25 protein-coding genes are annotated in these 20,433 nt (G+C 56.2%); 9 read left to right on the top strand and 16 right to left on the bottom strand.

The genetic code is table 11. The features are described from left to right. The first annotated feature begins 18 nt into the window (after positions 1-18). Positions 19-1,071, top strand: coding sequence for a histidinol-phosphate transaminase (locus tag HMPREF1287_RS08890; RefSeq protein WP_005276271.1), 1,053 nt, complete (start codon positions 19-21; stop codon positions 1,069-1,071). A 28-nt stretch (positions 1,072-1,099) separates the two neighbouring features. Here HMPREF1287_RS08890 and gabT read toward each other — a convergent pair whose 3' ends face one another. Continuing rightward, on the bottom strand, positions 1,100-2,428 hold the full coding sequence (gene gabT, locus HMPREF1287_RS08885; protein WP_023016497.1) for a 4-aminobutyrate--2-oxoglutarate transaminase: 1,329 nt from the start codon (positions 2,426-2,428) through the stop codon (positions 1,100-1,102). A gap of 146 nt (positions 2,429-2,574) precedes the next feature. Between gabT and HMPREF1287_RS08880 the strand changes: the two genes are divergently transcribed. The 3 genes from HMPREF1287_RS08880 (at position 2,575) to HMPREF1287_RS12620 (ending at position 5,526) form a co-directional block, all read left to right on the top strand. Beyond that, complete coding sequence (locus HMPREF1287_RS08880) at positions 2,575-3,195, top strand: PucR family transcriptional regulator ligand-binding domain-containing protein (protein ID WP_023016496.1); 621 nt, start codon at positions 2,575-2,577, stop codon at positions 3,193-3,195. Positions 3,196-3,300: 105 nt separating this feature from the next. Further along, on the top strand, positions 3,301-4,536 hold the full coding sequence (locus tag HMPREF1287_RS08875) for an IS256 family transposase (protein ID WP_023016495.1): 1,236 nt from the start codon (positions 3,301-3,303) through the stop codon (positions 4,534-4,536). A 774-nt stretch (positions 4,537-5,310) separates the two neighbouring features. Beyond that, on the top strand, positions 5,311-5,526 hold the full coding sequence (locus tag HMPREF1287_RS12620) for a helix-turn-helix domain-containing protein (RefSeq protein ID WP_198010370.1): 216 nt from the start codon (positions 5,311-5,313) through the stop codon (positions 5,524-5,526). 186 nt (positions 5,527-5,712) lie between these two features. On the opposite strand, the gene HMPREF1287_RS08865 is transcribed toward HMPREF1287_RS12620, so the two are convergent. Then, entirely contained in the window at positions 5,713-6,879 is a 1,167-nt protein-coding gene (locus tag HMPREF1287_RS08865) for an MFS transporter (protein ID WP_232218852.1), read from the bottom strand. Positions 6,880-7,082: 203 nt separating this feature from the next. Here HMPREF1287_RS08865 and HMPREF1287_RS08860 point away from each other — a divergent pair, with 203 nt between their 5' ends. Then, the gene (locus HMPREF1287_RS08860; RefSeq protein ID WP_023016492.1) at positions 7,083-8,708 is read left to right on the top strand and encodes an amidohydrolase; all 1,626 of its coding nucleotides are present in this window, start codon (positions 7,083-7,085) and stop codon (positions 8,706-8,708) included. Here the strand turns inward: HMPREF1287_RS08860 and HMPREF1287_RS08855 are convergent. The 9 genes from HMPREF1287_RS08855 to HMPREF1287_RS12240 all read right to left on the bottom strand — a co-directional run bounded on the left by HMPREF1287_RS08855 (position 8,692) and on the right by HMPREF1287_RS12240 (position 13,300). Next, a complete protein-coding gene (locus tag HMPREF1287_RS08855) occupies positions 8,692-9,021 on the bottom strand; it encodes an MGMT family protein (protein WP_023016491.1) in 330 nt (109 codons plus the stop codon). The genes HMPREF1287_RS08860 and HMPREF1287_RS08855 overlap by 17 nt on opposite strands. 18 nt (positions 9,022-9,039) lie before the next feature. Further along, positions 9,040-9,867, bottom strand: coding sequence for a VOC family protein (locus HMPREF1287_RS08850; RefSeq protein ID WP_023016490.1), 828 nt, complete (start codon positions 9,865-9,867; stop codon positions 9,040-9,042). After that, a complete protein-coding gene (locus tag HMPREF1287_RS08845; RefSeq protein ID WP_023016489.1) occupies positions 9,868-10,152 on the bottom strand; it encodes an RNA-binding S4 domain-containing protein in 285 nt (94 codons plus the stop codon). Between the two features lie 57 nt (positions 10,153-10,209). Continuing rightward, positions 10,210-10,539, bottom strand: a complete 330-nt coding sequence (locus tag HMPREF1287_RS08840) for a YbjQ family protein (protein WP_023016488.1) — start codon at positions 10,537-10,539, stop codon at positions 10,210-10,212. 9 nt (positions 10,540-10,548) lie between these two features. Further along, a complete protein-coding gene (locus HMPREF1287_RS08835) occupies positions 10,549-11,196 on the bottom strand; it encodes a LysE family translocator (protein ID WP_232218889.1) in 648 nt (215 codons plus the stop codon). 106 nt (positions 11,197-11,302) lie between these two features. Next, complete coding sequence (locus tag HMPREF1287_RS08830) at positions 11,303-11,986, bottom strand: LysE family translocator (RefSeq protein ID WP_023016486.1); 684 nt, start codon at positions 11,984-11,986, stop codon at positions 11,303-11,305. 72 nt (positions 11,987-12,058) lie between these two features. Then, entirely contained in the window at positions 12,059-12,535 is a 477-nt protein-coding gene (locus HMPREF1287_RS12885) for an integrase core domain-containing protein (RefSeq protein WP_369707507.1), read from the bottom strand. Positions 12,536-12,606: 71 nt separating this feature from the next. Continuing rightward, positions 12,607-12,768: a hypothetical protein gene (locus tag HMPREF1287_RS12880; protein WP_284637196.1), complete on the bottom strand. Its 162-nt coding sequence runs from the start codon at positions 12,766-12,768 to the stop codon at positions 12,607-12,609. A gap of 199 nt (positions 12,769-12,967) precedes the next feature. Beyond that, positions 12,968-13,300 carry a transposase gene (locus HMPREF1287_RS12240; protein WP_198010394.1) on the bottom strand — a complete coding sequence of 111 codons (333 nt, stop codon included), beginning with the start codon at positions 13,298-13,300 and terminating at the stop codon, positions 12,968-12,970. Between the two features lie 82 nt (positions 13,301-13,382). Between HMPREF1287_RS12240 and HMPREF1287_RS08820 the strand changes: the two genes are divergently transcribed. From HMPREF1287_RS08820 to HMPREF1287_RS12875, 3 genes are all read left to right on the top strand, one after another. Further along, positions 13,383-14,357 carry an NAD-dependent epimerase/dehydratase family protein gene (locus HMPREF1287_RS08820; RefSeq protein ID WP_034653306.1) on the top strand — a complete coding sequence of 325 codons (975 nt, stop codon included), beginning with the start codon at positions 13,383-13,385 and terminating at the stop codon, positions 14,355-14,357. 297 nt (positions 14,358-14,654) lie between these two features. Continuing rightward, positions 14,655-14,984, top strand: coding sequence for a hypothetical protein (locus HMPREF1287_RS12615; RefSeq protein WP_023016482.1), 330 nt, complete (start codon positions 14,655-14,657; stop codon positions 14,982-14,984). Then, positions 14,985-15,284, top strand: a complete 300-nt coding sequence (locus tag HMPREF1287_RS12875) for a HEPN domain-containing protein (RefSeq protein WP_366513730.1) — start codon at positions 14,985-14,987, stop codon at positions 15,282-15,284. It abuts the gene before it with no gap. Here the strand turns inward: HMPREF1287_RS12875 and HMPREF1287_RS08810 are convergent, their stop codons facing one another. Continuing rightward, entirely contained in the window at positions 15,285-15,635 is a 351-nt protein-coding gene (locus HMPREF1287_RS08810) for a VOC family protein (RefSeq protein WP_023016480.1), read from the bottom strand. It abuts the gene before it with no gap. A 113-nt stretch (positions 15,636-15,748) separates the two neighbouring features. On the opposite strand from HMPREF1287_RS08810, the gene HMPREF1287_RS08805 reads away from it, so the two are divergent. Further along, the gene (locus tag HMPREF1287_RS08805; RefSeq protein WP_023016479.1) at positions 15,749-16,474 is read left to right on the top strand and encodes a TIGR02391 family protein; all 726 of its coding nucleotides are present in this window, start codon (positions 15,749-15,751) and stop codon (positions 16,472-16,474) included. A gap of 911 nt (positions 16,475-17,385) precedes the next feature. Here the strand turns inward: HMPREF1287_RS08805 and HMPREF1287_RS08800 are convergent. The 4 genes from HMPREF1287_RS08800 to HMPREF1287_RS08785 form a co-directional block, all read right to left on the bottom strand. Then, positions 17,386-19,278 (bottom strand): cation-translocating P-type ATPase, encoded by a 1,893-nt coding sequence (locus HMPREF1287_RS08800; RefSeq protein ID WP_005280600.1) that lies wholly within the window; start codon positions 19,276-19,278, stop codon positions 17,386-17,388. Continuing rightward, entirely contained in the window at positions 19,275-19,634 is a 360-nt protein-coding gene (locus HMPREF1287_RS08795) for a helix-turn-helix transcriptional regulator (RefSeq protein ID WP_023016478.1), read from the bottom strand. The genes HMPREF1287_RS08800 and HMPREF1287_RS08795 overlap by 4 nt, the downstream gene beginning before the upstream one ends. Positions 19,635-19,747: 113 nt before the next feature. Then, positions 19,748-19,957, bottom strand: coding sequence for a hypothetical protein (locus HMPREF1287_RS12870; RefSeq protein WP_023016477.1), 210 nt, complete (start codon positions 19,955-19,957; stop codon positions 19,748-19,750). A 253-nt stretch (positions 19,958-20,210) separates the two neighbouring features. Further along, positions 20,211-20,339 (bottom strand): hypothetical protein, encoded by a 129-nt coding sequence (locus tag HMPREF1287_RS08785; RefSeq protein ID WP_023016476.1) that lies wholly within the window; start codon positions 20,337-20,339, stop codon positions 20,211-20,213. Positions 20,340-20,433: the final 94 nt, after the last annotated feature.

Raw genomic sequence — 20,433 nt, 5'->3', positions numbered from 1 at the left:
TTAAGGAGAAGCACTACGATGCTACGCGATGATTTGCACAAATTCCCCGACTACAAGCCCGGTAAAACTGAGCCAAATAAGCTCAAGCTTTCTGCAAATGAAATTCCAAATCCACCCCTTCCATCCGTTCTGGGGGCTATGACGCAGGCGGCTTCTGTGGCGAATCGGTACCAAATCAATGGCTCACCAGAGCTGCGAGCGGAATTATCGACTTATCTGGGCCTACCAGAAGAAAACATCGCGGTAGCCCCAGGAGCATCTGCCATTGTGCAGCAGGCGGTGATGGCTACCTGCCATACCGGCGACGAAGTCATCTTTCCATGGCGCTCTTTTGAAGCCTATCCGCTGTATGTGCGCATGGCTGGCGCCGAACCCATAATGACTCCGCTTACGCATGATGACCGGCTGGGCCTCGATGCAGTGATCGATGCAATCACCGATAGGACGCGCCTCATCATCCTGTGCAATCCTAATAACCCCACCGGTACCACCATTAGCCAGGAAGAATTCGAAAACTTCATGGCTCGGGTACCGAAGGACATCGTGGTCCTCCTAGATGAAGCCTACTGGGAATACAACGATGATCCGGATAGCCCAAATGCGGCCAAGGAGATTCAGAACTACCCAAATCTCATTGGTGCTCGGACTTTCTCCAAAGCCTTTGGTCTTGCAGGCGCGCGCGTGGGCTATGGCATGGCATCACCCGAGCTTGTCGATGCCCTCAATCTCCTCGCCTTGCCACTCACTGTCAGCTACATTGGCGAGCTTGGAGCCATCGCCGCACTTCATGCCCAAGATGAGCTGGATGCACGCGTGGACGAAACCAAACGTCAGCGCACCCGCGTGGCACAGGCCCTCGGTGTTCCCGAATCACGCGCCAATTTCGTCTGGCTACCACGAGGTGATGCTAAAGAAGTAGAGCGAAAGATTTCGGAGGAAGGCATCATTATCCGCCGTTACCTCGATGAGGGCGTGCGCGTTTCCATCACCACCGAGGAAGAGACAACAGCCTTCCTCAACGCTTGGGAGCGCGCCGGTATCCAGCCTTGGGAAGGGGAAACCGGCGACTAGGCCGGGTGGTACAAAGGCCAAACCGGCTTTACTTAAATTCATGGAATTTGTCCACGACCGCCTGCAAGCCCTCGCGCCACAAGTGCTCTGGAATAGCCAGCGAAGGCAGGAAGCGAATGACGTTGTGGTCAAGACCACAGGTCAATATAAGAATTCCTTCCTCCTTCGCAGCGTCGGCAATCTTATGCACCAACTCCGAGTCTGGCTCACCGTCCGCTGTGACAAACTCCAGTGCCAACATCGCGCCGCGACCGCGGAAGTCGGCAACACGCTCATCCTTGATAAGCTCCGCCAGCTCCTCTCGCGCAATGTCTTCCAGGCGGCTAGCACGGGCGCCGAAGTCTTTTTCTTCGAATTCTTTAAATGTGGCCAAGGCAGCCGCACAGGCCACCGGGTTACCGGTATAGGTGCCGCCAAGGCCGCCTGGCTGTGGAGCATCCATAATTTCGGCACGCCCAGTTACAGCAGAAAGCGGCATGCCAGAGGCAATGCCCTTCGCAGTAGTGATCATATCGGGGACAATGCCCTCATGTTCACTAGCAAACCAGGTACCAGTGCGCATCATGCCAGCCTGGATTTCATCCGCGATAAAGATGACGTCATTATCCTTACACCACTGAACAATGGCGGGAAGATAACCTTCCGCCGGAACAACGAAGCCTCCTTCACCCTGGATCGGCTCGATGACCACACAAGCCAAATTAGAGGCACCGATCTCTTGTTCCAAAGTGGTAATAGTGCGCTTTGCGGCTTCTTCTCCGCTAAGGCCATCGCGAACCGGATAAGACATCGGTGCGCGGAAGACATCCGGCGCAAATGGCCCAAATCCTGACTTATAAGGGCTTTGCTTGGCGGTCATCGCCATAGTGAGATTGGTGCGGCCGTGGAACGCGCGGTCCATCACGGCCACGCTGGTTTTACCACTGTAATTGCGGGCAATCTTGACCGCGTTTTCTACAGCCTCCGCTCCAGAATTAAATAGGATGGTGCGCTTTTCGTGATCACCGGGCGTCACCGAGTTGAGCTTTTCCGCAACTTCGATATAAGAAGAATACGGTGAGATGGGAAAAGACGTATGAGTGAAATGCCCGACCGCCTCCTGTACTGCCTGTACAACCGCCGGATTAGAGGCGCCCGCAGAGGTCACTGCAATGCCGGAAGCCAAGTCGATGAATCGGTTTCCATCTGCGTCTACAAGGATTCCGCCATCGGCATCCACCACGTAGCCAGGCAAACCTGGATTGAGCCCAGCCGGCAGTGCAGCCTTACGCCGGGCATCCCATTCAGCACTCTTTGGGCCAGGGAGCTGTCCCTCTACCTTGCGCGTTTGCTCCAAACGGTATTCAAGCTCTCGCATATCGTGTCCTTTCCACACAGTGATTTTCAACCTGTCTAAATATATTGTGACCGCCTACATAGCTTCTCCTCTACGTACACTATGGTGAAAATTTCCCACTGTGATATACAGACCGTATAGCCACTCCGACAGCAAACGAGACTTTTATGAGCACCAGTACTTTTACCTGGCTTTTTCATCAAAGCAAACTACAACTGCGCCCGCTTCATTGTCCCCACCAGTCTTTCACCACGGTCCAAGCCAGCGAACTTAAAAATCCCACCGAATTCACCAAAGAAGGAGCAGTCGTTCTTACCTTGGGCCTCGCCTTTGAACATTCCCCGGCGGATTTCTCTACCTACGCGCGCACGCTGGCCTCGGCCGGTGTACACGGCATCGGATTCGGAACCGGCTTGGTTTTTTCTAAGGTGCCTCCCGAGCTAGAACGCGCATGCATCGACTATGGCCTTACGCTGTTTGAGGTCCCCCGTGCCATTCCGTTCATATCCATCATCAACGCTGTAAATGCGGAGTTCACCCGCCAAGACCAAGAACAACGACGCGTATTTGAGCGCCAACAAGAGCGATTAAATCATGCTGCGACCCAAGGCATTAATTCGCTCATAACTCATGCCGGAAAAGAGCTACACGCCGCAGTCACCCTCACCGATGCCCAGGGCATTGAGATTGCAAGTGCTACGTATCAAGGACTCGATGCGTTGAAAACAACGAATGATTCCAGTTTCTCTGTCTCGGACTCACCGTCAACGGCAGGTTGCGTCCAGTAGCGTGGTGTATCTGTAACTGACGGTGGGCCCCTTATGAATGAGGCCGGCGACCACCGTAGTACCTTTCGATTCCGTAACCACACTTCCTCGAAAGGGATAACCACGATGGCCGCTAGCCCATATTCTATAGACCCGACTACCTACTTAGACGAATTGCTTGCCCAAGCATCCCCAGATCTCATGCGCGAGATGCTTCAAGGATTCATCAACCAAATCCTATCGACTCAAGCAGACCAGATCTGCGGCGCCGACTACGCCACCACGTCTAAGTCTCGAACCAATGTCCGCAATGGCTACCGCCACCGCGATCTTGATACTCGCGTTGGCACCATTGATGTCGCTGTACCCAAACTACGTACCGGGTCATTTTTCCCGGACTGGTTATTGCAACGACGCACTCGGGCAGAACGAGCACTAACAACCGTAATAGCTACCTGCTATTTAAAAGGCGTGTCCACACGCAGGATGAACGATCTCGTCGCCAGTTTGGGAATTAATAATCTTTCAAAGTCGCAGGTATCTGACATGGCTAAAGACCTGGACGAGATGGTCGAAGACTTCCGTACCCGACCACTCGATACCGGTCCATACCTGTATGTTGCCTGTGATGCATTGACCATGAAAGTCCGCGAAGGAGGACGCGTGGTCAAAGCTTCCGTCCTCGTGGCTACCGGGGTTAATGCCGAAGGCTATCGTGAGCTATTGGGCATGCAGGTTGCTACATCTGAGTCTGTGGCGTCGTGGACTGGGTTCTTTAGGGATCTTAAAGCTCGCGGACTTAATGAGGTCTATCTTGTCACCAGTGACGCGCATCTAGGAATCCAGCATGCGATTAGTGACGTGTTGCCGAATGCGTCCTGGCAGCGGTGTCGAACGCACTTTTCTAAAAACCTGTCTTCGATGGTTGCCAAGACCCAGTGGCCAACCCTATCGGCGATGTTTCATACGATATTCCAGCAACCAGACTCGGAATCGGTGTGGTCCCAAGCACGTGAGGTCGTAGCGTTTTGTGAAGATAAATTCCCCCACGTTGCCAGCTACCTGGAAGAAGCCCTCGACGAGCTCTTAGCTTTTACCAACGCCCCGAAATCCGTCTGGAAGAAAGTCTGGTCGAATAACCCTACTGAACGGCTCAATCGTGAAATCCGCAGGCGTACGGATGTTGTAGGCATCTTCCCCAATCGTGACGCTGTCGTGCGCCTTGTTGGTGCTGTCCTAGCAGAACAACACGATGACTGGATCCAGCAAAACCGCTACATGTCACTAACCAGCCTGGAACAGACCAAAGCATTGATTACCGCCAACGTCATAGACGCTGACACCACCAAGGAGGTCGCATGAACCAGTTAAAGCACCGAGCACGTGCTGGCCCCTGACACCATCACACTGCATGCTCTATCGAAAGGTAGAAACACCACTCAAACGGACTTGACCTCAACGGCACATTCTGTGAACTCTAAAAATTCAGGGAACCTATCCACGGTAACTACCTACTTTCAGAGCAATTCCCAGCATCGTTACGGCCTCACAGTCTGCGCCACCGAAAAAATAGGCTCTTTTGACCGCGCGCTAATCCGACATGTAGTCGGGCTAGCTGGCTTACTGCTGCAGTCCCCGTGGTCCACTGCACAGGACCTTTTGGGACAGCTAGCCCTAGCTGTGCAATTGGAATCCTGTGTGCCAATGCTCCTAGAGGCTGCATTTTCAACACTCTCCACATCCGATAACGTCACCGCTTACTTAGTGTACGCTGACACCCCAGCACAGTTACGGCGAGTCCTAGCTTCACTAAAACATACGACCGCACAAGGCGGAACCAATTACTTCCACCTGCCCGTAGATAACTCGGCTGCTCTAATCGTCACCGCCCCCGCAGACGATGTATCGCAGGAAAAAGTACTTTCCGCACCCAATCTTCCAACAGTGCGTGTTTCAATCCTTCCGCGAATACCCTGGCGCGAAGTCAATCCCGAGCTAATAGCGCAGATGAATAAACATGCACATAGCCTTGACCGCGGGACGAGCGGCGTCTACTCATCACCCGCACCAGATTGGCTACATAACCCGTACGTCCGCGAGGCACTAGAAAATCGCCGCAGCACCACCATAGATGTTTTGACTGATTACGATACCGAGCACGGGACACAATTGCTCCCCACTCTTGAAGCATTCTTGCTCGCTGGTTCTCAGATCGCTGCCACCTCGGAGCACCTCGCAGTCCACCGCCATACCGTGCGCTCTCGAATCAGGAAAATTCAAGCACTCTGCGGAGTAGACCTCACAGATCCCGTTGTTCGCGCTGAGCTCCTGCTCTTGGTAGTCAGCGACTAACTCTCCCGGACCTGCACATCATCGCTTCGCTGGTGGCGGCCACCCATGAACCCACCGAGGGCAGTCGCAAGAGAAATAACGATGAGGATAATAATGGCTGGAACTATGGATTGCTCTTCATGGAAAGAGTTCAACCATGTAGCAATGAGCGGCAAAAGCCCCGAGATTGCGCCTGATACGTTGTAGCTAATGGCCATGCCGGAATAGCGAAGATTGGCTGGGAACATCTGCCCCAACAACACGCCAATAACGGAAATAAGGAATAGTGGCAAAGCAAATTCCAAGAACGATTGCCACCGTTGCCATTGCCATATTCCCAGTGTCGATCATTAGCCACAAGGGCCATGCCGCAATAGCGGTTAAAATGCCGCCGAAGACGATCACTCGACTGCTGCCAATCCTCTCTGCAAGGCGACCCAAAAAGAACAAGATGAGTATCTGGAATACAGCAGCCAAGACAGTCGCATTGACCAATGACTGCCGCTCTAGTCCAAGCGCCGAAGAACCATAACTCAGCACGTATGTATTCATCACGAAGAATCCACCAATGCCCAAAAGCGCTGCGAGTGTCGACCACAAAAGCTGAGGAGCACATTCAGTAAACAGCTCCTTGAGCGAACCTTTTGGTGCGCTTTCTGCTTCATTTTCCAAAGCCCGAAATACGGGAGATTCTTCAACCTGCATACGAATCCATAGCGCTACCCCGAGCAAAGGGAAAGCTGCAAGGAATGGAATTCGCCAGCCCCACGAATCTACTTGGCCATCGTCCAGCATAAAGACCAAGGCAAAAGCGCCGGAGGATAGCAATGTACCTGCAGGCGATCCGACTTGTACGAGCGACGCATATCGAGCGCGCTTTTCTTCCGGTGCATGTTCGATAGCGAGCGTGGTGGCGCCACCCCATTCACCACCAACCGCAATACCTTGTAGAAGCCGCAACAATGTCAGCAGGATAGGCGCAGCGATACCTATGGCAAAGTAATCTGGGAGGACACCTACCAGACCAGTTGCAGTACCAATAACCACAATGGAAAGGATCAATGCAGGACGGCGTCCCCATTTGTCGCCCATTTGACCAAACAGAACGCCCCCTAGGGGACGAGCTAAAAATCCCACACCAAAAGTGGCAAAGGATGCCAATGCTGCGGTAGCCGGGTCTCCTGATGCAAAAAATAGATGATTGAAAATCAGAGCCGAAGCTGTACCGAATAAGAAGAAGTCATACCATTCCAAGGCAGTACCGACGAATGCCGATAAGGCAATCCGTCCCATATCTTGGCTTACGACTTCCTCACTTATATTTTCCTCGTTCTGGTGCGCCCCAGAAAGGGCCGTTTTGTGTGGTTCGGACAACTTTTTCTCCGTTCATTTGCTTGGCCAACACTTTATACAGACTGTGATCCAGCGCAAATAAACTTATAACAAACCTAATTTTTTACAATATAATCATCTTCATATTGGATAAATGCACAATTCAACGAGCTTTACCGGCAATCCCTCCCCCTGAAGATTTCCCACCTGTTAGGGTGTGACCCAAGCAACTATAGGGAGTTACGATGCAGTTCAGCACTATTATCCGCAATGTTCATCTGCCCTTAACGGAGACGAACAGGCTATACGATATCGCCGTTTTCGGGGAACAAATCGCCAATATTGCCCCAGCGGGAGAGGCCCCTTTCGCTTCCTCAGCTCACACAGAATTCGATGCCGAAGGAAGCTATGCGCTACCTGGCTTCAACGATGTACATGCACACTCGGTATGGTTCGGCGAAACCCTTTTAGAGATTAGCCTTGCTGATGCGCGTAAATGCTCTACGGTCTATGACACTCTAAAGGGATCACTAGATGAGGCTACGGGTGAGTGGATCATCGCCTCCGGCTTTAACCCACATCTATTGGATGACGGCCCCCTCGATATCAATACCCTCGATTCCATTACCAAGGGGCGACCCCTTCTTATAAAACACAATTCGGGCCACGCAATAACGGTTAATTCTGAGGCCTTAGAACGTGCCGGCATTGGCACCCACCCTGAGCAAAAGATCGAAGGGGGAACCATCAATGTGGATGAAAGCGGAAAGGCTACTGGAGTACTAGATGAAAATGCTATGCGCCCAATTAATGAGCTCCTCGAGCCTAAGGCCCTTCCTCACTTGGAAAAGGCGTTAGCCGCAGCATCCAAGGTCTATGCCGCAGAAGGCCTTACCTCTGTCACCGATGCAGGAATTGCCGGCGGATGGATTGGGCATTCACCGCTGGAGCTGCAGGCTTATCAAAACGCGCGAGACAATAATCGTCTACGGCATCGTGTGCAGACAATGATCACACTAGACGCCTTGCACGACCTTCCCCATCACGCCGATGATCCAGAAGCTCTAACCCTTGATACCGGAATGCGCACAGGATTGGGGGACAACCGCCTACAAATTGGACCTACGAAAATTTTCACAGATGGTTCCATCCTCGGAACGACTGCGGCTATGAGCCATGACTATTGCCAGTGCGCGGGAAATTCCGGCTATTTCCAGCACGACCCAGAAGCCATGCAAGCCAGCGCGCTGCGGGCCGCCGCTTCTGGGTGGTCTTTAGCCATGCACGCACTCGGCGATGCCGCGGTAGACCTTGCCATCGACACCATTGACAAAGCAACCGCGGCTTACGGTCGCCCTGCTATCCCCCACCGCATTGAACATGGTGGCGTTACCACTGATGCGCAGGTACAACGCATTGCAGAACTCGATATCGCATTAGCCCCGCAGCCACATTTTATTAAGGCATTCGGCGATAGCATGGCAGAGCTCTTGGGTCCCGACCGAGTTAAGGACTCTTATCCAGCTAAGAGGTTACTTGATGCCGGCGCCGTATTACCTGGAAGCTCTGACCGGCCTGTAGCTGAAGGCGCCCCGTTAAAGGTTATCCAATCTTTTGTAGAAAGATTAACCTCTTCCAATAGTGCGTATTCCCCTGCTGAGCGCATAAGCGTACGGCAAGCTATCGATGCCTATACGATTGGCTCCGCACGTGCTACCGGTTGGAGTGGACACAAAGGAAAAATTGAAGAAGGATTCCTTGCAGATATCGCCTTCTTGCAGCAAAACCCGCTTGAAACCCCGACTGAAGAACTATCTACTATTCCGATTAATGCAACTATGCGTGGTGGAGAAATCATTCATCGCGCATAGCATCATCGCCCAATAATTCGTTTAGGTCCCGCGCATCCATGCCGTGCTTATGCATGGCGACGCGCCCGTTAGAATGCTCGATGCCCTCGCGGTCCCAGTATTCTTCCGCGCGAACGGGATCGTGGGAGGCACCATTGGCGCGGACCACGCGCCACCAGGCGGCGTTACCACCGTGCCTATTCATGACGGTGCCGACATTGCGGGCCCCGCACTCGGCGAGTTTTGCCACCTCACCGTAGGAGGACACATTGCCGGGTGGGATGACGGCCACGATGGCTAGCACGCGCTGTGCTAAATCAGAGGAGTCTGACATAAACGCCTCTCCCCGCGCTTAGTCCCTGGTGGGGTTGAGTACGTCATCGGATTCGGTGGGCTCATCCTCGGGAGCGTCTTCGACCTCGGTCAGGGTGACGGTCGCGCCGGTGGAATCCGCGAGCAGGCACATGCGCCCGAAAGGGGAATCCCACGGTTCGCGGATGATTTCACCGCCGAGCTCTACCGCTTTCTCGGCGGCGGCATCGATATCGCGCACCCCTAGGTAGGTCTGCCAGAAGCTCGGTACCTGGGGTGGGAACTGGCCTTCGGCATTCCACAACCCTGCAAACGGGGCGCCGTCTTCTTCCGCGGTGGCGTAAATGAAATTCTCGTCCTCGGACTCCATGGCGCGAATCTCCCAGTTAAAAAGCTCGCCATAAAAGTCCATGGCCTGCTGGAATCGCGTCGTAGCGGTCAGCTCGTGCCATACCGGGGTGCCAGGTTCGCCACCGGCAACGAAGTGCTCGGGACCGGAGGGCTGGATGAGGCCGAACATGCCACCGGCGGCATCGGCAAGCAGGGCCATGTGCCCTAGCTGCACAGGCTGGGGCGCGGCCAAGATGCGCCCGCCGAGGTTCTCCGTGCGCTGGCAATCGCCGTCGATGTCCTTGGAGAGGAAATAGGTCACCCAGGTATCCGGCATAGGCGCCTCGTCCGGCTGCGGGATGAGGCCGGCGATGGGCAGGCCCTGCAGGCGCGCCATCTGGTAGGGGTTGTCCTCCTGGGACTCGGCCGAGATTTCCCAGCCCAAGACCTGCTCATAAAAGTGGGCGGACTTGCGCGGATCCGAGGTGGTCAGATCGATCCAGTAGGGCATGCCTACTTCGGCTTCAAATGCGGGCATTTATAGATTCCTCCACTTTTCCGGATCAAAGTCATCGTCTGCGGTGGCTTCATCAAAATAGTCATCATCATCGTCGGGCTCGCCCACGCGCGCGCAGGTGCCTTCGATGCACACCTCATCGCCAATCTGCAGCGTGGCGCCGCGGCGGGTTTCGGTGTCACCGTTGACCGTGACCGCGCCTTCTGCGATAAGTTCCTTGGCTTCACCACCGGTGCCGACCAAGCTGGCCAGTTTAATAAACTGGCCCAATTTGATGGACTCGCCAGAAATTGCAACCTCAAGCATGCCGCCCAGCTTACCCAGAGGCCGTTCCCGCGCGGCTATGGGTGGGGGTGGAGAAACTTAGTCACGCGCGCGCAGCGAGACCGCCGTGCCCGTGGCGGTGACCAAAAGCATGTCATTATTGGTGCCCATTGGGGAATAGTCGAAGGCAATGCCCACCACGCCATCGGCGCCCAATTCCTGGCCGCGGCGCCACAATTCATCCAGCGCCGCCTCGCGGGCCTTGATGGCCTCGCTTTCATAGCCAGAGGCGCGGCCGCCGGTGATATTGCGTATCGATGCCCCGAAGTCTTTCAGCATATTGATCCCGGTAACGGTCTCACCAGCGATGATGCGCAGGTATTTGCTGATTTCATAGCCGTCGACGGTATTCGTGGTAGTAAAAATCATAACTTCAGGTTACATCGCAATGAGCCCGCGAATGCCTTCAAAGAGGATAATCACGCCGAGGAGCAGAAAGACGATGCCACTGACGATGTCCACCCACGCCGAGTTCTTGGCCATCCACTTCGATACCGCGCGCGTGCTCAAACCGACGCCGACGAAGAGCACCAAGCTTTCCAGTATCAGCACCGCGGCGACGACGACGTTTCCGCCCACGCCCATGCCTGGGTCGATGAAATTGGCAAAGATGGCGCCAAAGAAGATGACCACCTTGGGATTGGAAAGATCGCAGACCAACCCCATGCGGTAGGCGGTCTTCGCCTTGATGATGCCGTCCGGGGTAAACCCGCGCGGCTGCGGTGCCTGCTTCTCCGTGCCTACGACGGTGGCGGGTGCGCGCCGCTCGCGCAGGCCGGAGGAAATCGCGCTATAGGCCATCCACAGCAGATAGCTGCCGCCCAAGACCTGCAGGAGCACCAAGATGCCCTCATGCGTAGAGATCAATGCCGAAAGCCCGGCGAGCGAAGCGATGGTCCACAGGGCAAGGCCCGTCGTGCTGCCAATGGCCACCCACACCGCCGCGCGGGTGGACCGCGCACCCAGGCGGATAATCTGCACTACATCCGGCCCCGGCGAAGCCATGGCCGCGAACCATACGCCCATCAGGGTCACAAGGGCACCTATAGCCACCTAACACCTCCACATTCATATGCATTTTTACTAACGCATACAACTGTAGGAAGTGTCTCACCTGCAGCGAAACAGGTAACTACTGTGACTTCAGCAGCGCGGTGGCGCCTTCCCCGGCCATCACCACACCGAGCAGCCCAAAGACGAGGCCTGAGACCATATCGATGCCGGCGGAATACCGCGCCGTCCACCGCGCGGCCGCGCGCACGAGCAGCGCGAAGGAAGAAAACCACACGAAGGACATGGCAGCAAGAATCAACGCCACGGCGATGGTCCACCCCACAGACATTTCCGGGCGGATGAATTGGGCGAATACCGCCCCGAAAAATACCAATGCCTTGGGGTTCGACAGGTTAGTCACCAGCCCCAGCTTGAAGGCCCGCCAGTTGGTCATGTCTTCGACGTCGGCATCGCCAGCCGCCCGCGCCTGCTCCGCGTAGTCTTCCGTGTCCACCTCGCGGGCGGGCGCGCGCCGCGCGGCTAACCCGCTGCGCAGGGACAATACGCCCATGTACAGCAAGAAAAGACCACCGAGCAATTGCAAGATGCTCAGCACGCCCGGCCGCGCCGTAATCAACGCCGATAAACCTGCCAGGGAGGCGACAATCCAAAAGACCGTTCCGCTAAATACCCCCACCGCGCACAATAGCCCGGCGCGCGTGAATCGTGGGGCCACGCGGATGACCTGCACGATATCCGGGCCCGGAGACACCAAAGCCGCGAGCCAAATCCCCATCAGGGTAAGAAGTGAGGAAATGGTCATGAACTAGATCCTTGTACCAGATAGAGGTTTCAGTCTGTAAATAATAGTAGTGAAGTGTCCCGAGTTTTGTTCCTAGGCATTTGCCTTGATTTCTATTATTCCCTGTTGCGGGTTTTTCTTCCACAATTCGGTTTCCGCCTCGGCCGGGGTTCGGTATCCCAGGCTTTGGTGGAGCCTTACCTCGTTCCACCATGACACCCACTCGAATGTCGCAATTTCTACCTCTACAACGTCATTCCACCTGCGAGTATGGATTAGCTCGTTCTTATGAGGGGCCGTTAACGTTTTCAGCCAGAGCATTGTCGTAGGAGTCACCGACAGTCCCAGTAGAAGCGACAATCCCGTGCTGGGCAAGTCGCTGGTTGTAGACAACGCTGACGTACTATAAGCCGTGATCCGAATGGTGAATAAGACCTGTTGTTTCCCTCGCACACTTGGGTCGCTTGGTTGAGTGCTTGCAGCGGTAATGCCTGAAGTGCGCATCGAGTCCGATAATGCCCATCCGACGATCCGTCGGGAGTAAACGTCAGTGACAAACGCGGTGTACACAAAGCCTTTCTTCGTACGCACGTAGGTAATGTCGGCCACCCACAGCTTGTTTAAGGCCCTGGGCTTTGAACTCACGCTCGACCAAATCCGGGCGCAGATCCGGCACGTTGAGGTGTACGGGTTGTGATTGGTGATCCGCCTTTGCCTTTGCCAGAAACACCAGCCAGGCGCATCAGCCGGGCGGTTTGTTCGCGACCGATATCGATTCCGTCACGGTGAAGTGCATGCCACATTTTCCGCACGCTTAAGACACCGTCATTATCCCGATGAACAGCACTAATGCGTTCAACTAGAACAACCGTCACGAAGGCGACGAGCACTTAGCCCTCGGGCTTTGGACTGGCGATAACCACGCGCGGTGATGAACCCACCAGCCCGGCTATTCTTTTAGCGCCAGTGCAGATGAACTCGACAGAGAAATGATTGCGGTATTTATCGATGAACCGGATCATAACCGAGGCTTGGGGCCTGGTCGTGAGGCGAAAAAGCTGACGCAGCCTTCAGCAACTCATTGGTATCTCGAAGCTGGTGATTTTCACGGCGTAGCCTGGCATTTTCGGCAGCCAAATCTTCAGGCACAGGTTCTGGGGTGTTTCCCGCACGACGAGCAGACTTAAGTCCATAGACGAGCCGTGTGCCATGAAACCCCAACTTTGCAGCTACTGCCTGGCACGCGGGGCGCATCGACATGTTTTCCGCCAAGATACGATCCTCTACAAGACGGACCACACGGTCCTTCGCATCTTGGTCAAATTTTCTTGGCATATTCCAGATTTTCCCATCTACTCAAACGGAACAAAACCTGGGACACTTCACGTGTGAGAAGGTTTCGTGCACAACTAGTGACATGAACTTTTTATTGCTCGGTGGTACCGGTTTCCTTGGAGGACACATAGCGACTGCAGCAGTCGAGCGAGGACATGAAGTTACTTGCCTTGCACGGGGTAACGGGAAGGTTCCCAACGGAACTGACTTTGTGAGTTCGGACCGTGACCGTGACGGTGCGTACGATGAGGTTGCGGGGAAAACGTGGGACACCATTGTGGATCTGACGAGTCAGCCGAAGCATGCGCGGGATGCGGCGGCGAAACTCGAGGCCAAGCATCGTATATTTGTGTCCTCGAGCAGCGTATATGAGGATCAGGGAAGTATTTCTTCTGAGTCTGATTCCGTAGTCGCTCCGCTTGAAATTGACTACATGAAGAACATGGGGCAGTACCCAGCCGCAAAGTCTGCTTGCGAAACGATTTATCGCAGCACAAATCGGTCGGTAATGGTAGTTCGATCCGGTCTGATCGCCGGCTACGGCGACGAAACAGGGCGCAGTGGTTACTATCCGTGGCGCTTCGCGCATCCCACGGGTGAGAACGTGATCGTCCCAGACCCGGCGTTTCCCGTCGCTATGATTGATGTGAAAGACCTTGCAGGCTGGATAGTTGAGTCTGCAGAAGTTGGGACTTTCGGAACCTTTAACGCTACGGGGTTTGCTACTTCCTTGTCCGATGTGTTCAAGATTTCGCGTGAGTTAACCGCATCGGAGGCTACGGAACGACCTTGCTCTGATGAACTGCTTCTCGCTAATGATGTAACCCCGTGGATGGGCCCAAAATCGTTGCCGTTGTGGGTACCAGGTGAACAGTTTCGCAACATCGCGCTACTCGATTGCGCCGCAGCCTACGAAGCTGGCCTGCGGATTCGCCCGTTGAAAGAAACATTGGCGGATGCGCTGCGATTCGAAGAAGAACATCAGGGGGAAAGACTCACTGGGCTCAGCGATGAAGAGGAAGTCGTGCTTCGCCAGCGGTTAGAAGATGGTATTTAGTTTCGGCAGGACCAGTTTTAGTTGCAGTCGGGACCGCGCTGAGTTGGTTTTCGCCCCGCGACTGACTGTTAGAATGAGTCCGAATCTGACTTGAGGGGAACTTCGGCGGTGCTAGCTCTTCATGACGCGGAACGATCTAGCCTGCGGAGGCTGCCTTTCCGAGCAGGAAACGCCTTGCGGCACACTTTTCGGCTTCTCGAATCGCTTGCAACTGAGTGAGGTAGCCTTCTTTCGCCACTCCGTCGAGTTTAAATTTAATACTACCTCTGGAAACAAGAAGTAAAGGAAGTCAGGGATATGACTGCGTTAGAGGCTGCCCAAGAACTCTTAGAGGATGTCAATTCCCTTCTTGACCACCATCCCGCACAGAAGGACCCTAAGCCGGGAAAGCCCGCGGGGCCAGGTTACGGGCCGTTACTGCGCGCGGGTACATCCCTCTGCTATACGGCGTGGGAGGTCTATGTCGAAGAATCACTGATCGAGACGGTTGAATGGCTTTTGACGAATAAGAAAGCCGATGAGCTGCCGGAAAAGTTACGGTCGTGGGTGGCTGAGCAAAGTAGTGATCCGTGGGTGTTCGTGGGCGACTCGTGGCGATCGGCTGTACTTGAACTTGTTCGATTGTGAATCGAAGGAGATTCGGACGGCCGTTACGGATTCAACACAGCTAGCGTTGGCGGTGTCGAAAGCCTGTACAAAAGTATCCTCGGTTTCTGCCCGCTGCGGGAAATCAAATGGCAGAAGAAAACCAACGCGGCGGTGCGGAAACAGGTTTCCGAGCTGGTCATAATACGAGGTGAAATTGTGCATCGAGGTTCAACGCCCGATGCGCTTAACCTTGGTCTAGTCCGTAATTGGGCTGATTTTGTTCGGCGACTGATTGAAAAATTCGATGAGCACATGGTTGAATTTAGGTGCAATGTGTAGCTAGGCCTTGGGGCTGCCCACACAGAACTCGTTGCCTTCCGGGTCCTGCATGACGGTCCACACCAATCCCGGCGCTTCGTGGGTGGTGAGTTCGGTGGCGCCTAGGTCTTTGAGGCGTTCTATTAAAGTTTCGCGCTCCGCCCCGCCAACGTCGACGTGCATGCGGTTTTTCCCAGGTGTCGGTTCCTCAACGCGCTGAAATCCCAGCGCCGGGGTGGAATCAACCATCACGAAATCGCCGTAATCCGCGGCGATTTCGCAGCCGGTTGCGGCGGACCAAAACTTGGCGAGCTTTGAGGGATCGTGGCAGTCGAAGGTGATCTGGCGGATCGTGAAGTTGGGGTCGCTCATGGTTTCCATTATGTGCGCGCGTCAGCGCGCCTGCAACAATGCGAGGTGTTTCTGGTGGGGGTATCAGACCAGTTCTCTCCGGCCATGTCAGCCCCATACGTCATAATGGAGGCATGGCCGAGCTGGACCCCGAGTGGGCGATCAATGAGATAGACGCGTTCCTGCAAGTCACAGCGAAGGTAGTCCCCGACATGGGCCCGGGCATCGCCTACCTTGGAACCGTTATGAGTGGATCGCCGACTGAGGCTGCGGCGCGCGCCCATGTCGTTGAAATGATCCTTGACCGAGTGCTTCCCGGGTGGAGACAAGGACTTCCGGTCCAGGACAAGGAGTATAGCTGGCTGAGGGGTCAAGCGGCCCGAGCCAAGACAGCGCTTGAACGTCGGTCTGAACTCGCTGAAAAGCTCGGAGAGAACACGCCAGACTTAGATGCAGCCAATCTGCATCCGTGGGCGTGGGAAAATGGCAAGGGTTACTGGAATCACGGGCACTACCATCAAGCCGTGATGCAGGCTGCCATCCGCGTCAATGCAGAGACCCAAGCGAAACTGAACCGCCTAGACGTATCTGAAACAGCACTTTTCAACGAGGCGTTTTCACTCCGTGATCCGAAGCGTAATGTGCCGCGCCTTCGGCTTATGGAAAATGATGGCAGTAAGACGTTTGAGAACCTGCATCGGGGCGCCCGCGCCTTTGCAGAGGGCTTGTACGCGGCTATCCGCAATCCCGGGATGCATGTTCCACACGACGGTGGTGAGGAGCAAGTCGCGTTGGAGCAGCTCGCGGCTTTCAGCCTATTGGCTCGCTGGGTTGATAAGGCTACCGTCCTGGAGGGGTGACAACATCGGTTTACGGGATAGCAGTCCGCTTGAGCGAAGGATGTGGGGAGCACGAACGCCTGTGATGGAGGTGCCGGGTGCTCAGTCAGCAAGGCCGTCCAGGACCATCGCCGTAGTTTTGTGCAAGGTTAACGCCAGCGACTGGGCTGGGTCCAAGAATGAATCTCGCACACGTTAAACTGCGCCGACACTCTGTGGAGTTCAAATTAAACGTGTAACGCGGGGCGTTGATGACGCTTCGCGTTATTGGGGGGGTAGGTTGAAGCGCGGCCTGTTCGTTCGCCGACGCGGCCGCCGCCGGATTCTCGGCGGCGATTCCGGCCCGAACCTCGGGGACATCCCCCATCTTCGATAGCTTTAGTGAGCACGACCATCTGATCTGGTGCGCTGGTTTTCGTTCGGCTCTCGGTCTATTCCGCCACCTCATGCGCGGCCGCGAAACCGCGGTGAAGAATCTGCATCTAGTCGGTTACGGCAACTGGAACGGCGAGGGCTCGGCAACGCTGATGAGGGTGGGGTCTTTTGTCAAACACACTGCCCAGGTAGTCGCGGGCTGTGTCGATGAGACTCGGCAGCACTCTGAATAGATGTCCGTGGTATCAAGGCCGCTGAACTATTCAAGTTGCGGGACGAAAAGAGTCTCGCAGTGACGCTTGGTCCCTGAGCAAGTTCGATCCTTCCACGATCTGCACTGGAGACGCCGAGCGCTCGGGGGCCCTTGACCGGCTGGGGCACGTGCCGGGTGGTGGCTCGCCCACAGCCCCCGTGCCCACACGCACCGAGAACGGACAGGCCACCGGGTACGATCCCAATTCCACGGAGACGGACCGTGAACTCGAATGACGTTCCTGGCCCAAGGTGTGTCCGCTCGGCGTGTGGTTTAACCCTTATGAGACTTGCCGGTCACAGCCTCAGCGCTTCGCTTGCGCAGCCCGCAGGCCGTTCAAGATCACGATCACTTCGGCGACCTCGTGAACCAACACGACGGCGGCCAGGCCCAGCACGCCGCTGATCGCCAGTGGCATCAACACGATGATGATGGCCAGAGACAGCACGATGTTCTGGTTGATGATCCTGCTTCCTCGGCGGGCGTGCTGCAGCGCCTTCGGGATTAGCCGGAGGTCGTGGCCGGTGAAGGCGACGTCAGCGGACTCGATCGCGGCGTCAGAGCCGGTCGCTCCCATCGCTATGCCCACCGTCGCACCCGCCAGTGCCGGCGCGTCGTTGATGCCGTCGCCGATCATCGCCGTCGGCGTCTTGGAGGAGAATTCGGCGACGATGCTTGCCTTGTCCTCAGGGCGCAGCTCGGCGCGCACGTCGTCGATTCCGGCGATTCCAGCCAGCGCCCGGGCGGTGCGAGAGTTGTCGCCGGTGAGCATGCTTACTTCCACGTCGTTGGCGTGCAGGGCCTGCACGGCTTCGGGCACCTCGGGCCGCAACTCGTCACGGACCCCGATCGCCCCGGCGAGAGCGTCATCGACGGTGACCAGGACGCAGGTCTGGCCCTCGGACTCCATGCGCTCAACGTCTGCTTTCAGTGGCCCGGCGTCGATCCATCGGGGGCTGCCCACCAGCACCCGTCGGCCTTCGACGGTGCCGCCGATGCCATGCCCAGCTTCCTCGCTGATGTCCGAGGCGGTGGGCGCTTCGGGCCCCGCTGCCGCGATCGCCGCAGCGAGGGGGTGTGTCGATTGCTGCTCAACTGCTGCCGCGAAGGAAAGCACCTGCGGCCGATCGAATCCGTCTGCCGGGACCACTCCGGTAACCTCAGGCTGATTGCGGGTAAGGGTTCCGGTTTTGTCCACTGCCAGGTGACGGATGCCGCCGAGTCGCTCGAACGCCGCGCCGGACTTGATAACCACTCCGAACTGGCTGGCCGCGCCGATCGCGGCCACGACCGTCAGCGGCACGGAGATTGCCAGCGCGCACGGCGACGCTGCGACCAGGACTACCAGCGCACGGGTGATCCACGTCTCAGGGTCGCCCAGCAGCGAGCCGATAACGCCGACCAGCACCGCCAGGATCATCACCCCGGGCACTAGGGGTTGGGCAATCCGGTCGGCGATCCGGGCGCGGTCGCCCTTTTCCGCCTGCGCTTGCTCGACTAGGTCCACGAGTGTGGTCAGCGAGTTGTCCGTTCCAGCTGCGGTCGTCTCGACCTCCAGCACCCCGGCGGAGTTGATCGCTCCCGCAGGCACTTCGTCGCCGGGCGCAACCTCCTCCGGAATGGATTCTCCGGTGATCGCTGAGGTGTCAAGGCTGGAGCGCCCGGACCGAATGATGCCGTCCGTGGCGATCCGCTCCCCGGGGCGCACGAGCATTAGCTCGCCAACCTCGAGGTCCTTCGCTACGACCTCGGCCGCTGTGCCGTCGCGCAGCACCGTCGCGGTCTGCGGTACCAGCTTCAACAGCGCCCGCAGTCCGCCTTGGGCCCGGTCCATCGCCTTGTCTTCCAGTGCCTCGGCGATCGAGTACAGGAACGCTAGCGCCGCGGCCTCTCCGACGAATCCGAGGATCACCGCACCGACCGCGCTGATCGTCATTAGCAAGCCAATGCCGAGCTTGCGCTTCATGACAAGGTTCCGGATCGCTCCAGGCGCGAACGTGTAAGCGCCCAACAGCAGCCCAACCCAATACAGTACCGTCGCGGGCGTCTCCAAGTCGGACCAGTCCAGCGCCAGTCCTGTTATGAGGGCTACGCCGGAGAAGATCGGCAGCAGTAGCTCAGGGTCCTTCCACCATGGCCGATCGAGCTCGTCGATCTCCGTGGCGGGTTCGTGTTCGCATCCACATGCTGAACTCATACGTCCGCTCCTTTCTCGCCGCAGCCGGGCACCGAGCACTCAGTGTCGATGCAGGGGGCATTCTCGTCGACGGCCAGTGTCGCGTTGACTAGCGCTTCGAGCGCTGCCGCGAGGTGCGGATCGGCGATTTCGTAGCGGGTTTTACGACCCTCCGGCTCAGCGACGACAATGCCACAATCGCGCAGGCAAGACAGGTGGTTCGAAACGTTCGAGCGGGTCAGATCCAAGCTTTGCGAGAGCACAGCCGGGTAGCTCGGACCGTCTAGTAGGGTTATCAGGATTCGGGAGCGCGTCGGATCAGCCATGGCCCGGCCGAGCCGGTTCATGACGTCGAGGCGCGAAGCAATAGTCAGCATATGCTGAACTATACAGTGTTCGGTGAACTATTTAAAATGGGCTGAACTAACAGTCACGCGAAAGTCCTGCGACCTGCAAGAATTAGTCGATGGGATAGGCGATGACTGGTCCTTCACGGTTCGGCTGCCAACAACGAGGGGGCGACGTGGGCGGCGAAATTCTCCAGAATCTTCACGTGAATGTCCACACCCACCCCTGTGGGGATGGTGATGAACAGGGTGTCGGCGGGCATGACGGCGGCGTAGGTGCGGCCAGCGACACTGACACCAGGTTCTCCCTCAAGGGCTAGACACTCACGGACATTGCGTACGGGTCGAACCACACGTAGCGAAGCTTTCTAATAGCCAAATGACTAACTCTTTTCGCTGGTATCCGGGAATGATACTTCCTTGAAGTCGGCGGTGTTGGCTACCCCACGTACGAAGTACTGGAACTGCTGCTTGGAAACCACTTAGGTCTACGAAGCCATAGCCTTCAAGCTACATCGCAGGAAAATTCCATTTCACGGTCGGTATGGGCCTTTTGCAGTTGGTTAATTCGAAATTCGTTCACCATCTCCTTAGCCACCCGCACGATTAACGCGGTGTTTCGCTATCTTCGCGCGCGGCGAGCAGCTCCTTCAGGTGCGTATCGATGTCATCGAGCTTCTTAATAACGGCAACGGCGAAAACGATACTAATGACTACAGCGATAATGCTGAGCATCACTGACCTCCTTTACTCTGGCGCTTCATTCCAGCTTCATTCCATTGGGGCCGATTCCTTGCCCGGCGATTAAATCATGGTTCTGGCCAGGCGG

The sequence above is a fragment of the Corynebacterium sp. KPL1986 genome (assembly GCF_000477975.1).
GTDB lineage: Bacteria > Actinomycetota > Actinomycetes > Mycobacteriales > Mycobacteriaceae > Corynebacterium > Corynebacterium accolens.
Note: the sequence above shows the minus strand (reverse complement) of the source record. Positions and strands in the feature narration are given on the sequence as shown.

What these genes read in the sequence shown, in the direction of transcription:
- HMPREF1287_RS08890 (WP_005276271.1), top strand. Translation starts at nt 19, where the DNA reads ATGCTACGCGATGATTTGCACAAATTCCCCGACTACAAGCCCGGTAAA.
- gabT (WP_023016497.1), bottom strand. Translation starts at nt 2,428, where the DNA reads ATGCGAGAGCTTGAATACCGTTTGGAGCAAACGCGCAAGGTAGAGGGA.
- HMPREF1287_RS08880 (WP_023016496.1), top strand. Translation starts at nt 2,575, where the DNA reads ATGAGCACCAGTACTTTTACCTGGCTTTTTCATCAAAGCAAACTACAA.
- HMPREF1287_RS08875 (WP_023016495.1), top strand. Translation starts at nt 3,301, where the DNA reads ATGGCCGCTAGCCCATATTCTATAGACCCGACTACCTACTTAGACGAA.
- HMPREF1287_RS08860 (WP_023016492.1), top strand. Translation starts at nt 7,083, where the DNA reads ATGCAGTTCAGCACTATTATCCGCAATGTTCATCTGCCCTTAACGGAG.
- HMPREF1287_RS08855 (WP_023016491.1), bottom strand. Translation starts at nt 9,021, where the DNA reads ATGTCAGACTCCTCTGATTTAGCACAGCGCGTGCTAGCCATCGTGGCC.
- HMPREF1287_RS08850 (WP_023016490.1), bottom strand. Translation starts at nt 9,867, where the DNA reads ATGCCCGCATTTGAAGCCGAAGTAGGCATGCCCTACTGGATCGATCTG.
- HMPREF1287_RS08845 (WP_023016489.1), bottom strand. Translation starts at nt 10,152, where the DNA reads ATGCTTGAGGTTGCAATTTCTGGCGAGTCCATCAAATTGGGCCAGTTT.
- HMPREF1287_RS08840 (WP_023016488.1), bottom strand. Translation starts at nt 10,539, where the DNA reads ATGATTTTTACTACCACGAATACCGTCGACGGCTATGAAATCAGCAAA.
- HMPREF1287_RS08835 (WP_232218889.1), bottom strand. Translation starts at nt 11,196, where the DNA reads ATGGGCGTATGGTTCGCGGCCATGGCTTCGCCGGGGCCGGATGTAGTG.
- HMPREF1287_RS08830 (WP_023016486.1), bottom strand. Translation starts at nt 11,986, where the DNA reads ATGACCATTTCCTCACTTCTTACCCTGATGGGGATTTGGCTCGCGGCT.
- HMPREF1287_RS12880 (WP_284637196.1), bottom strand. Translation starts at nt 12,768, where the DNA reads ATGTGGCATGCACTTCACCGTGACGGAATCGATATCGGTCGCGAACAA.
- HMPREF1287_RS12240 (WP_198010394.1), bottom strand. Translation starts at nt 13,300, where the DNA reads ATGCCAAGAAAATTTGACCAAGATGCGAAGGACCGTGTGGTCCGTCTT.
- HMPREF1287_RS08820 (WP_034653306.1), top strand. Translation starts at nt 13,383, where the DNA reads ATGAACTTTTTATTGCTCGGTGGTACCGGTTTCCTTGGAGGACACATA.
- HMPREF1287_RS12615 (WP_023016482.1), top strand. Translation starts at nt 14,655, where the DNA reads ATGACTGCGTTAGAGGCTGCCCAAGAACTCTTAGAGGATGTCAATTCC.
- HMPREF1287_RS08810 (WP_023016480.1), bottom strand. Translation starts at nt 15,635, where the DNA reads ATGAGCGACCCCAACTTCACGATCCGCCAGATCACCTTCGACTGCCAC.
- HMPREF1287_RS08805 (WP_023016479.1), top strand. Translation starts at nt 15,749, where the DNA reads ATGGCCGAGCTGGACCCCGAGTGGGCGATCAATGAGATAGACGCGTTC.
- HMPREF1287_RS08800 (WP_005280600.1), bottom strand. Translation starts at nt 19,278, where the DNA reads ATGAGTTCAGCATGTGGATGCGAACACGAACCCGCCACGGAGATCGAC.
- HMPREF1287_RS08795 (WP_023016478.1), bottom strand. Translation starts at nt 19,634, where the DNA reads ATGCTGACTATTGCTTCGCGCCTCGACGTCATGAACCGGCTCGGCCGG.
- HMPREF1287_RS08785 (WP_023016476.1), bottom strand. Translation starts at nt 20,339, where the DNA reads ATGCTCAGCATTATCGCTGTAGTCATTAGTATCGTTTTCGCCGTTGCC.